9 protein-coding genes are annotated in these 12,397 nt (G+C 42.8%); 3 read left to right on the top strand and 6 right to left on the bottom strand.

What is annotated here, in order from left to right:
• The 5 genes from CAN34_RS09290 to CAN34_RS09270 form a co-directional block, all read right to left on the bottom strand.
• The coding region (locus CAN34_RS09290; RefSeq protein WP_174668358.1) for an acyl-CoA dehydrogenase family protein at positions 1-663 on the bottom strand (663 nt) is incomplete at its 3' end.
• A 186-nt stretch (positions 664-849) separates the two neighbouring features.
• Positions 850-2,334, bottom strand: coding sequence for a CoA-acylating methylmalonate-semialdehyde dehydrogenase (locus tag CAN34_RS09285; RefSeq protein WP_089555408.1), 1,485 nt, complete (start codon positions 2,332-2,334; stop codon positions 850-852).
• Between the two features lie 297 nt (positions 2,335-2,631).
• Positions 2,632-4,704 carry a propionate--CoA ligase gene (locus tag CAN34_RS09280; RefSeq protein ID WP_089555407.1) on the bottom strand — a complete coding sequence of 691 codons (2,073 nt, stop codon included), beginning with the start codon at positions 4,702-4,704 and terminating at the stop codon, positions 2,632-2,634.
• Between the two features lie 245 nt (positions 4,705-4,949).
• Complete coding sequence (locus CAN34_RS09275) at positions 4,950-6,620, bottom strand: fatty acid--CoA ligase (protein WP_089555406.1); 1,671 nt, start codon at positions 6,618-6,620, stop codon at positions 4,950-4,952.
• Between the two features lie 260 nt (positions 6,621-6,880).
• Positions 6,881-8,020 carry an MFS transporter gene (locus tag CAN34_RS09270; RefSeq protein WP_302476516.1) on the bottom strand — a complete coding sequence of 380 codons (1,140 nt, stop codon included), beginning with the start codon at positions 8,018-8,020 and terminating at the stop codon, positions 6,881-6,883.
• Between the two features lie 530 nt (positions 8,021-8,550).
• Here CAN34_RS09270 and CAN34_RS09265 point away from each other — a divergent pair.
• The 3 genes from CAN34_RS09265 (at position 8,551) to CAN34_RS09255 (ending at position 11,277) form a co-directional block, all read left to right on the top strand.
• Positions 8,551-9,456 carry a dienelactone hydrolase family protein gene (locus CAN34_RS09265; protein ID WP_089555405.1) on the top strand — a complete coding sequence of 302 codons (906 nt, stop codon included), beginning with the start codon at positions 8,551-8,553 and terminating at the stop codon, positions 9,454-9,456.
• A 235-nt stretch (positions 9,457-9,691) separates the two neighbouring features.
• A complete protein-coding gene (locus CAN34_RS09260; RefSeq protein ID WP_089555404.1) occupies positions 9,692-10,438 on the top strand; it encodes a hypothetical protein in 747 nt (248 codons plus the stop codon).
• 92 nt (positions 10,439-10,530) lie between these two features.
• Positions 10,531-11,277 (top strand): hypothetical protein, encoded by a 747-nt coding sequence (locus CAN34_RS09255; protein WP_089555403.1) that lies wholly within the window; start codon positions 10,531-10,533, stop codon positions 11,275-11,277.
• A 68-nt stretch (positions 11,278-11,345) separates the two neighbouring features.
• On the opposite strand, the gene CAN34_RS09250 is transcribed toward CAN34_RS09255, so the two are convergent.
• The gene (locus CAN34_RS09250) at positions 11,346-12,137 is read right to left on the bottom strand and encodes an ankyrin repeat domain-containing protein (protein WP_254423146.1); all 792 of its coding nucleotides are present in this window, start codon (positions 12,135-12,137) and stop codon (positions 11,346-11,348) included.
• Between the last annotated feature and the right edge of the window lie 260 nt (positions 12,138-12,397).

Below are 12,397 nucleotides of genomic sequence, written 5' to 3'. Positions count from 1 at the left end.
ATTTTCTATCGGTACTTTGACATCTTTAAAGCTAATGGTGCGCGTTGGCTGCGCTTTCCAGCCCATTTTATGCTCGTTTTTGCCATATTCAATACCAGCGCTATCGGCATCCACGACAAAGGCTGAAATGCCTTTGGGTCCTGCACCGCCTGTACGCGCCATAACCACTAATACATCGGTTGAGCCTGCCCCTGAGGTAAAGGTTTTTTCACCAGTAAGCAGGTAATGGTCGCCTTGCTTATCGGCTTTGGTGCGCAGTGAGGCGGCATCAGATCCAGCATTGGGTTCTGTTAAGCAATAACTACCAAGCCATTCACCGCTGACCATATTTGGCAAATATTTTTTGCACAAAGCATCACTGCCATATTCACCGATCATCCAGCCAGCCATATTATGAATACTCATATAAGCAGCAACAGCCGTATCACCCCATGCCAGTTCCTCAAAAACCATGGCAGAATCTAAACGCGGCAGACCCAAGCCATCATACTCAGGGTTAGTATATAACCCCAAAAAACCAAGCTCGCCTGACTTTTTAATCACGTCAATTGGGAAATGGGATGTGCGATCCCATTCAGCGGCATTCGGCCTTAGCTCTTTTTGCGCAAACTGTCTGGCAGTTTGGCGAAAGGCGATTTGGTCATCGGTCAATGAAAAATCCATAAGGTAGTCCTTGGGCTTGCAGAGCGAATATGGTGTTAAAATTGATAAACAGTTAGCTTATTGACGTTATTACAATCATTGTTTCAAATAATCTAGCGATATAGCGATCATAAGACTGCGTTTTAATAATACTATAAATACCTTAAGCAATATTAACGCTATACCGCAAATATAAGTGATTAACCATTAAATTGAAATAGTAGTATTGACCCCGCGGCTTGCTTCATCATCAAACCAGCGCGCAGTAACCGTTTTAGTCTGGGTATAAAACTGCACCGCTTGCTTGCCATAAGGACCGAGATCACCAAGCTTACTGGCACGTGAACCAGAGAAAGAGAACATCGGTAGTGGCACAGGAATCGGCAAGTTAATACCGATTTGACCGACCTCTATATCTTGCTGAAATTTATGGGCGGCGGCCCCTGACTGAGTAAAGATTGCCGTACCATTACCATGTGGATTGGCATTTAGCAGCTCAATCGCCTCATCAAGACTATCGGCGCGCATGATACAAAGTACAGGACCAAATATTTCTTCTTTATAAATTTGCATATCAGCAGTGACCTTATCAAAGATAGTCGGTCCAACGAAGTTACCCTTCTCAAAGCCTTCAACCGTAATACCACGACCATCAAGAATCAAGCTCGCCCCTTCTTCTACCCCTGTGCTAATCAAATGCTCAACGCGCGCTTTTGCGGCAGGAGAAATCAGTGGACCTAAGTCTTTATCATGTTTACCAGCTGAGACGATTAAGCCTTCTGCTTTGGCTTTGATATCATCAATCCATTCACCTGCAGCACCGACTAATACTACGACCGATAGTGCCATACAGCGTTGACCAGCAGCACCAAATGCGGCGCCCGCCAACTGATTGAGTGTTTGCTCTTTATTGGCATCAGGTAAGATAACGCCATGGTTTTTAGCGCCCATCATACACTGTGCACGTTTACCTGACTGACTGGCACGCTCATAGACATGCTTACCAACGGCGGTAGAACCAACAAAAGATACCGCTTTAATATCTGGATGATCGCAAATAGCATCAACCGTTGCTTTGCCACCATGGACAACGTTTAGCACCCCTTCAGGTACACCCGCTTCTATTGCTAGCTCAACCAAACGCATCGTGACCATTGGATCTTGTTCAGATGGTTTTAGGATAAACGTATTGCCCGTGGCAATCGCCATTGGGAACATCCATAGCGGAATCATCGCTGGAAAGTTAAACGGTGTGATACCCGCGCAAACACCTAGCGGCTGCCAGATACTATAAGTATCGACACCAGATGCGACATTTTCGACATAGTCGCCGATTTGTAAGTTGGCAATACCGGCCGCATGCTCGACCACTTCTAAACCACGAAACACATCACCACGCGCATCGGCAATGGTTTTACCTTGCTCAGCAGTTAAGATCTCTGCCAGCTCGTCCATGTGTTCACGAATCAGCGCCTGATACTTTAAAAATATACGTGCACGTGTGGTAATAGGCGTTTTGCGCCAGGTTTGAAAAGCAGCCTTTGCTGCTGCAACGGCTTGATTAATTTCATCATCAGTTGTTTGCGGCACCTTAGCGATAATCTCTTGGGTTGCCGGATCCCTAATATCAATCCATTCGTTAGTAGATGATTTGGTAAATTTACCATTGATGAGCTGTTGGACGTGATGCATAAGATATCCTTATCTTGTTTGCAAGACTACCGCTATTCACTTAATGGTCATAACCGAATTAAGCGTAGCAGCGTCCTCATTTAAAATGATTTAATTTGTATCGTTATTGACTATAGCAATAATGTGATTTTGTGGTCAAGCCCTTTATTGAAGTTTTATTAGACTTCAACCTTGCTTAAGTTTCAAGCCCACAAAAAAGCCCATAATGATTCATGGGCTTAAGTGAAAAACAGTAGCGATGAATGCTAATGGAAATCGGCATTTAGACAATACCAATCGCTCTTTCTAATAACCTTACTAATAATCCTTCATAGACTGTTTGACCGCATCAATCGCCGTTGGATTATCAAGGGTCGACATATCACCCGTTGGTTTACCTTCTGCCAATGCACGAATAGCACGGCGTAAGATTTTGCCAGAGCGGGTCTTTGGTAGTGCTAGTGGAAAATAAACCGCTGCTGGACGCGCTATACCGCCAAGTGACTTGACCACTGCGCCAATAATCTGCTGCTCAAGGCGGAAACGGTTTTCAGTAGTAGCTACTTGTTCTTGGTCTCTTAGCACACAAAAGGCAATGGGTAATTCACCTTTAAGTTCGTCATGAATACCCACGACAGCACATTCTGCTACCTCTGGATGGGTGCTAATGGCTTCTTCTATTTCTTGAGTACCGAGCCTATGGCCTGCGACATTAATGACGTCATCGGTACGACCGAGAATATGGAAATAGCCATCTTCATCAACGACAGCATAGTCTGAAGTCGAATATTGATTGCTATCCGCTAAGCTAAAGTAACTGTCAATAAAGCGCTTATCATTACGCCAAACCGTTGTTAAACAGCCCGGTGGTAAGGGCGCGCGAATCGCAAGCAAACCTTTTTCGCCAGCTTTACATGGCTCGCCGGTTTCTTCATTGATGACGTGCGCATCATAGCCATACATGGGATAGCCGGGCGAGCCTTGTTTATGCGATTTATGATTGAATTTGGGCGTATTACTTAGAATCGGCCAGCCTGACTCAGTTTGCCAATAGTGGTCTAAAATTGGTACGCCTAAATGCTTAGTCAGCCAATTGGCAGTTGACTCATCTAGCGGCTCACCTGCTAAAAAGAATGACTTAACGCTTGACACATCATAGCGCGTCATCCAAGTCTCATCTTGTTTTTTAAGCATACGCACGCCGGTCGGCGCGGTAAATAGGATATTGACCTTATTAGCTTCCACAATTCGCCACCAGATACCCGGATTTGGTCGATGCGGTAGCCCTTCATACATGACACTGGTCATGCCTGCCAGCAATGGCGCATAAATAGTATAAGAGTGTCCGACTGCCCAGCCGATATCCGATATCGCCCAAAAAGTCTCGCCTGCCTGACCATCGTAGATATAATCCATCGAAGTCGTCAGCGCCACAGCATGACCACCGGTATCACGCTGCACGCCTTTTGGCGTACCGGTAGTACCTGAGGTATAAAGCAAGTATGACGGGGTGTTAGATTCTAACCACACCGGCTCGACGATAGCATTGGCCTCGCAACTGATACGGCGCTCAGTCGCATAATCGACGTCAATACCCTGCGCTTTAAAAGGTAAGATACCGCGATCAACGACCAGTACATGCTCAGGCTTAATGGTCGCTTGCTCAACACCTTGGTTGACGAGGCTTTTATAATTAACTACCTTACCACCACGTAAGCCAGCATCTACCGTAATGACCATTTTTGCTTCGGCATCATCCATACGAATGGCTAAGTTATGCGCCGCAAAACCACCAAACACGACTGAATGGATAGCGCCGATACGCGCGCAGGCCAACATCGCATAAGCGGCCTCTAAAATCATCGGCATATAAATAATCACGCGATCGCCTTGCTTGACACCCTGCCTATGCAGCACATCAGCAAAATAATTCACCTCTTTATACAGGTCGTTATAAGTCAGGCGGTGCTTGGTATAGTCGGTGTAAAACTCAACGTTATTGCCCAAATCTTTGAAGGCATCTACCACGGCTGGATAGGTTTCTATTAACTCTTGATTGATCTCCGAGGATAGCCAGATAAAAGCATCCTGCTCGGCACGTTCTTCAAGATGTCGATCGACACAGTTATAACAAAGATTGGTCTCACCGCCGACGAACCATTTAGCAAACGGTAAATTGCTGTCATCAAGGATTTGCTCAGGCGCTTTATGCCAATAGATACGCTTTGCTTGTTCCGCCCAAAACTGCTCACGATTATTGATTGAATCATGATATATATCAGCAAAGGTTTGAGTAGTATCAGATAATGCTTGGGAGGTTTCGGCAGAAACTTGATTAGTATTTTTATTAACAGCTTGATTGCTGCTTTGATTAATAGCTTGCTCGCTCATAATAGCTGTCCTTAGCGTAATGATGGATGATGCGATACGATTTTATTAAATAATATCATAATACAAGACTGGCTTTCCTTGCCAGCTATCCTTACCAGATCGAAAAAACCGATACATTATGTATCGGTTTAATTGGTATCGATTTAAAATGTAGCAGAGCTAACCATAAAGGTCAACTATTAAGCGTATATTTGCTTGATATTTTGACAGGTTCAAGCGACTTATAAGCTAATAATCCAATCCTATTATACTTCGGTCTGATTGTCATACATCTCACGCATCACTTTTTTGTCATGTTTACCGACCGAGGTTTTAGGTAGTTCATCGACAAACTTAAACTGACTAGGCACACCGTATTTAGGGATAATACCGCGCTCCACTGCCTGCTCAGCAATCGCTTTTATGTCTTCCGCTTTGGTGTCTTGGCAGGCAGGCTTGAGTACGACTAATGCTAAAGGACGCTCGCCCCACTGTTTATCACGGACACCAATCACGGACACATCAGCCACCGATGGATGCAATGATAAAATCGTTTCAATCTCTAATGAAGATATCCACTCACCACCTGATTTAATGACATCTTTTAAACGATCTGTAATTTGAATATAACCATCAGGGCGTATATAAGCGATGTCTTGGGTATGCATATAGCCATGTTCCCACAGCTCTTTACCGGCATCGTCATTTTTCAGATAGCTTTGGGTCAACCAAGGTGCTCGTAGCACCAGCTCGCCAGTATTATCTTTACCTTTACCAACCGACTCATTGCTTGTATTCCACACTTGAGCATCAACCATGAGCACAGGCTTACCTGTCATACAGCGACGAGCAATGTCTTCATCTTCAGTCATTTCAGGCTCATCTATGCTAAATTCTGTCAAGCTAATGAGCGGCGCTGTCTCTGACATACCATAGCCGGTATACACTTCAATATCCTGTGCCATGGCTGCTTTAGCTAAGCCTTCGGTCAACCTTGAACCACCGATAATCATTTTTAGACCATTAAAGCTAGCGTCACGATCCTGCGCTTCCTTAAGGACCATCTGCAAAATCGTTGGTACGCAATGGGTGATACTAACCTTTTCGTTAATAATTAAATCCATTAACAGATCAGGTGCATAGCGTCCCGGATAGACTTGCTTGAGACCAACCATCGTCGCCGTAAACGGGAAACCCCACGCATGTACGTGGAACATCGGCGTCATCGGCATATAAACATCGCCATAGCTAACGCCTTGCTTGTTCGGTAGCATGCCGAACGTCGCCGCTTCTGTGAGAGTATGTAGAACTAATTGACGATGGCTAAAGAACACACCTTTCGGATCACCTGTGGTGCCCGAGGTATAAAAGGTCGTTGCGATGGTGTTTTCATCAAAATCTGGAAATTCAAAATCACTATTGGCAGCTTCTAGCAGTCCCTCATATTCACCAGTAACACGGTTTTGATTACCGCCAAAAACACCTTCGGACGTCACCCCATTATCATCGAGCCAAATAATATGCTCAATGCTGGAGTTTTCAAACTGATAATCTTTGACTAATGGCGCAAATTCAGAGTTGAGCATCAGCACTTTTGGTTTCGCATGATTAATGGTATAGAGAACTTTTTCTGGTGACAAGCGGATATTAACGGTTTGCAAAATGTACTGCGACATCGGTATCGCAAAATACGACTCTAAGTAGCGATGGCTATCCCAATCCATCACTGCGACCACGTCACCAGCATCAAGGTTCAAGCTGTCTAAAACATTTGCTAAGCGATTGATACGGTTAAATAGCTCTTTATAAGTGAAGCGTTTTTTATCCGCATAAACGATTTCTTGGTCAAGTGATACCGTTTTGGCACGGTTTAACAGCTGTTTGACCAATAATGGATAATCGTAGGCAGAGGGTGCGCTGTGGTAGATATTTGACATAAATCTGACGTCCTTGTAGTTTTTTTAGTTCATTTTAATGGCTTTTATAGCGCATCACTTTATTATCATTTAGCGTTATTATTTAGTATTGTCATTTAACATTGTTACTTAGCATGGTTATCATTACTTGGAATAAAGCCTCTTTTGATAGTAGGAAAAAACCCAGACTATGTAAAGCCTTCTTGCGTAAGTATCATACGACTACAGATTCGATAACTATCATTTAAATATTCGTTTCATTATGCTATGACAAGTGTATATTAATTCGCCCGTACACGTGTTTTGACCATCCCAATGCTTGCCACTAACAATGCCAATATTTGTACAAATAATAATAACCAAACGGTAAGAGACCATTGTCCGCGCGCATAAACGATACCGCATAACCATGCGCCCATAGTGCCGCCAGCGTAGTAACCCATATAATATAAACCAGAGGCCAAGGAGCGCCCTTTTTTAACATTCACCGCAATGTAACTGATGGTCGCGGCTTGGGTAATAAATACGCCTGATGACATAATGGCAAGCCCAACAATAATGCCCCATAACGGCGTCACGAGCGTTAACAGCACACCTATCATCGACACCACAACTGCTACTCGAACCGTTCTCGCAGCACCAAATCGACGTAGTAATGTGGTCGATAATGGCGTGATAATTACCCCGATTAAATACACTGCAAAAATATTAGCAAGCGCGCCCGTGCCTAATTCATATGGCGTGCCAGCAAGATGTAGATTGATAAAGGTAAAACAGCCTACTAGCGAAAACAGCACACAGGCACCAAGCAGGCAGGCTGTCACTACATAGCGATTGGTCAAATGCTCACCGAGCGTTTGCATCGCTGAGCGAAAATTTGGATTGGCCACAAAGTGCCGTGACGATGGCAGCATCTTGCCGACCCACAGCGCACCGATAAGTGTCATGGCTGCCATCACATAGTAGCCTGCACGCCAGCCGATAAGCTCATGTAAATGCCCAAGTAAAAACCGACCCATAAAGCCGCCAAGTACCGAACCTGAGACATAAAACGACATCAGCTCTGTCACAGCCCGTCCCTCAAACTCCTCACCGATATAAGCGATTGTCACTACGGTAATACCTGGGACAGACAATCCCTGCATGAACCGCCACATACCCATCCAGCCAATATCCGAACTTTGGGCGATTAAAGCAGTGGGTATCGCTAAAAACAACAATGCCCCAACGATAAATGACTTGCGCCCGACGGCATCAGACAGCATCCCTAAAAACGGCGACATGATGGCAATCGCCATCACCGTTGCGCCAACAATCATTCCTGCCTGCACCTCAGTGGCTGAAAAGTCCATCATCAATACGGGCAAAATTGCTTGAATAGAATATACCTGCAAAAAAGCAAACATCCCAATCAAGCCAATGGTGAGCTTTAATACCCATGAAGGTGAATAAAATGGCGGCTGTGTTTTAAGCGCTTGAATATCGCGGTTTGTTTGTGTGTTATCTTTGACATTGTTATTAGCATCATTATTGGTGTCGTTATTAATCGTATTATTCAAAGTAGTATTGGCTATATTGGAGGCCTTTTTAGCTGAGGCTAGGTAGGCGTAGTTGATAGAAATGAGGCGATGATATATGAGCCGATAGCTAAAAAAGTCATGGCTCACAATAAAACGAGTGACACATCATTTTATCACATCAAATAACAAACCCAGGTTTCGGTGTGTTATTGCTATTGTCTGATTTATATTTAATTAGGGTGTGTTAAACATTCAAAAATAGGCAGTGCTAATTATTTTTAACACTGTAGAGGTGACTGTTATTTTTGACAGCTAATGGATTACTGTCTACTATTATTGCGCTCTACGATACATTATTTGTAATAGATAAATTAGCTATTACATAGTATAACCTACAGAAAAAACAACTCTCATATAACAGACTATTTATCATGCTAAAAACAACCTTTTTTCCAAAATTGATTGCCGCTACAGGCGCACTGATTTTTTCTATAAATGGGACAGCGGTCACGTCAGACAAGACACTGCTAACAACATCAACATCATTAACAAACTGTATCGCTAATAGTAGCATTACTGCTGCTGATCTTTCAGACACTCGTGATAACGGTCCTTTTTCTGTGGCTAGCAAGCACGTACCTCGCCAGCTAGCAAACGGCTTTGGGGGCGGAACGATTCATTATCCAACCAATGCTGGCGGTTGTGGCCTATTAGGCGGTATCGCGGTGATACCCGGTTATGTGTCTTATGAATCGTCCATTAAGTGGTGGGGACCACGCCTGGCCTCTTGGGGATTTGTCGTCATTACTATTAATACCAACTCTATCTATGATGATCCAGATAGCCGTGCGACGCAATTGAGCGCAGCCCTTGATCATATTATCAATGACACTACAGTTGGTGGCCAGATAGATAGCAAGCGTTTGGGCGCGATTGGTTGGTCAATGGGTGGCGGCGGTACGCTTCGGCTGGCGACAGAACGTAGTGATGTTCGTGCCATTATTCCACAAACGGCCTATCACGATAAAAACTATGGCAACATGGACACGCCAGCTTTGTTTATTAGTTGTCAGAACGACCGCATCGCATTTAATAAGAAACATGGCAATGTCTTTTATAACAATGCTGCTGGACCTAAAATGAAGATTGAGATAAAAAATGGTAGCCACTTTTGTCCAAGCTATCGCTTCAATGAGATATTACTTAGTAAGCCCGGTATTGCCTTTATGCATCGTTATATCAATGATGACACCCGTTTCGACAAGTTTTTGTGCAACAACGAAGATTATAGTAGCAGCCCTCGCATATCAGCTTACGACTATAAAAACTGTTTATAAGCGCCTGTTATATAATTTGATAATCTGTAAATAACAACGCTTTATTATTTTTTACACATCTACATGGTTTCTATCTGTTCTAGTACAGACTTTGTGTGCTTAAAAAACCATAATCTTAAGTGTTATTTATTGATGATAGATATCATTCATTGATAAACAGTATTCATCATTCAACAATCTAAGACGTTAAAAGCGTTAAAACTTATAAATAAAAAAATATTAAGGAATAATTCCAATGTCTGCTAAAATTTATGATTTAGGGGCAGGGTTTTGGAGTATACGGGGCTCATTTATTAAAAACAGCATAATCGATATCGGTGGGCAATCTGCTCTAATAAAGCTAGCATCGGGACGATTTGTATTTTTAGACAGCTATACGTTAACAGGTGAAGTTCGTCAGCAAGTAATGAGCTTGACTAATAACGGTCAAGATGTCGAAGCAGTGCTAAATATCCATCCCTTTCATACCGTACACTGTGCGCAAATGGCAAAAGACTTTCCGCAAGCCACATTTTATGGCAGCCGCCGCCACCTTGAGCAAGTACCAGAAATTAATTGGGCAAAGGATTTGGTCGAGAGCGACGCCGTTGCTGCACGCTATACTGAACTTGAATTTTCTCTTCCTAAAGGAATTTACTATATTGCACCCGATGACGCTGTCCATGCAGGCTCGTTATTGGTTTATCATCCTGCCAGTCAAAGTATTTATGTTGATGATACTTTTGAGATTCCCCCTTCTAAACTATTAAATGCGCTACAGCCTACTTTGGGCTTGCATCCGACTACTAAGCAGGCGCTGAAAGATGAGGCAAATGCGGGTCAGCAATATTGCGACTGGGCGAGTAATTTGGCACATAAGTGGCGTGATGTACGATATTTTTGTGGTGCACACTCTGGTTTGGTTGGGTTTGGCGAAGGTGAATTTGAGTCCGCGCTAGTGTCTATCATTGATGGCGCTCGTGCTGAGCTTGAAGACTCATAACTATTTAAACACTTATTTAAAAGCATTTATTATATGAATAAATAGCATTCGCACTCTCAACCCACTTTTAAAAAAACATAAGGATAATAATAATGTCAGATAAAATTCATGATTTAGGTTCAGGGTTTTGGAATATACGCGGCTCATTTCGCGTTGGCGGTGTCATAAATATTGGCACTCAATGCTCACTGGTAAAACTAGCCTCAGGACGTTTTGTATTTTTGGACAGTTACGCTTTAACGGGTGAAGTGCGTGACGAAGTCATGGCATTAACCAATAACGGTCAAGATGTCGAAGCCGTACTGAACGTCCATCCATTCCACACAGTATATTGCACACAGATGGCGAAGGACTTTCCGCAGGCGGTATTTTATGGCAGCAGCCGTCATCATAAAAAAATACCGGAAGTACAATGGGCAGATGACTTGGTCGAAAGTAACGCAGTAGCCAAACGCTATCCTGAGCTTAAATTTTCCTTGTCAGAAGGTATTCATTATATCTCGCCCAATGAGATGATTCATGCAGGCTCGCTATTGGTATTCCACCCTGCTAGTAAAAGCTTACACGTTGACGATACTTTTATGAGTCCACCAATGAAATTGCTTGAGGCAGTACTGCCTGATCTCATACTGCACCCCACGACCAAAAAAGCGCTGAAAAATGAGCCAAACGCTGGTAAGCAATACTGCGACTGGGCAACAAATCTGGCACACGACTGGCGCGATGTGCGTAATTTTTGCGCAGCGCATTCATATTTGGTCAAATTTAAAGAAGGTGAATTTGAAAAAGCGTTATTAAAAGCCATTAATAAAGCGCGCCCAAAGCTTGAAAACGCTTAGTACATGAGTGATATAGATAAAAAAAGGCTACCAAAACGGTAGCCTTTTTTTATGTTTAATTAATATCGTTATTCACAACTTGCTTTGCCAGTTCGATGATTAATAGCACCATTAGCCTTAAGCAATTTTTGCATTTCTACATGACCACGCGTACAAGCATATGAGTATGCGCCTTGATTGTAAGAACCCATCTTTTTATCCTTGGTAGTCGCAACAAGATTTGGATTGGCACCTTTCGATAGTAAGTATTTGACCGTTTCGATGCGGTTGTTACTAGCAGCAACCATAATCAAGGTCTCACCATCACCTTCTAATGTTTGATCGTTTAGATTTACTGGCTCTTGAGCATCTAATAAATTATAAACTTTTTTCACAACATTGGTGTTTTTACCCAGTGCGGCAGATTTTAGGACGTTATAGACATCGCCTTTATCAGTCGCCTGTAAGCTTGCACCTTGAGCAATGAGATAATCAACAATGTCTTCGTAACCAATAAATGCCGCCCAGCCTAGAGCCGTTTGGTCGAGATTACCGGTATCTTTAACTTCTAAATCTTGGCCATTTGTAACCATATATTTAACGGTTGCTAAGTCGCCATGCTTTATCGCATCAAACCATTTAGCATCTAAGCCTGTAGATGGTTTATCATAAAAATTGCGATAAGAAAGCTTGTCTTTATTAGCAATATCGAAGTTCTCAGCAGCACTGAAACGAAAGTTCGTCTGCGGCGTAGGCGCAACTTGTGTTGTTTGTACGACGCTATCTTTGGTTGTATTACTATCGGTATTCAAGCTTGAGCAACCTGTTAATAACATAATAGCCATGACAGCTGACGCGCTCATTTTGCAAACGAATTTCATAACATAATCCTAGAAATAATTTAAATAATATTCACTGGCACAGCAAAAAGTTAATCATAACTTAACAATAACAAGCAGGCAAATTAAAAATATCAAACAATGAATTTAGTCATTATCCTATTATTTTCTAGCTGGTTTTACATATGAGCTTTTTAAGCCTAATCACTTAAGCCTAGCTATGCACTCCTTAAGCCTAATAATCCTCAAGGCTCTTGAACAGCGGTAATAAGAAGCATAAAAAAGTTATAAAAAAAGCCTGC

Origin of the sequence: Psychrobacter sp. DAB_AL32B (genome assembly GCF_002224105.1) — a bacterium.
Lineage (GTDB): Bacteria > Pseudomonadota > Gammaproteobacteria > Pseudomonadales > Moraxellaceae > Psychrobacter.
The sequence above is the reverse complement of the archived record's forward strand: the minus strand, read 5'-3'. Positions and strand labels throughout refer to the sequence as shown.

What these genes read in the sequence shown, in the direction of transcription:
- CAN34_RS09280 (WP_089555407.1), bottom strand. Translation starts at nt 4,704, where the DNA reads ATGAGCGAGCAAGCTATTAATCAAAGCAGCAATCAAGCTGTTAATAAA.
- CAN34_RS09250 (WP_254423146.1), bottom strand. Translation starts at nt 12,137, where the DNA reads ATGAAATTCGTTTGCAAAATGAGCGCGTCAGCTGTCATGGCTATTATG.
- CAN34_RS09255 (WP_089555403.1), top strand. Translation starts at nt 10,531, where the DNA reads ATGTCAGATAAAATTCATGATTTAGGTTCAGGGTTTTGGAATATACGC.
- CAN34_RS09275 (WP_089555406.1), bottom strand. Translation starts at nt 6,620, where the DNA reads ATGTCAAATATCTACCACAGCGCACCCTCTGCCTACGATTATCCATTA.
- CAN34_RS09260 (WP_089555404.1), top strand. Translation starts at nt 9,692, where the DNA reads ATGTCTGCTAAAATTTATGATTTAGGGGCAGGGTTTTGGAGTATACGG.
- CAN34_RS09265 (WP_089555405.1), top strand. Translation starts at nt 8,551, where the DNA reads ATGCTAAAAACAACCTTTTTTCCAAAATTGATTGCCGCTACAGGCGCA.
- CAN34_RS09285 (WP_089555408.1), bottom strand. Translation starts at nt 2,334, where the DNA reads ATGCATCACGTCCAACAGCTCATCAATGGTAAATTTACCAAATCATCT.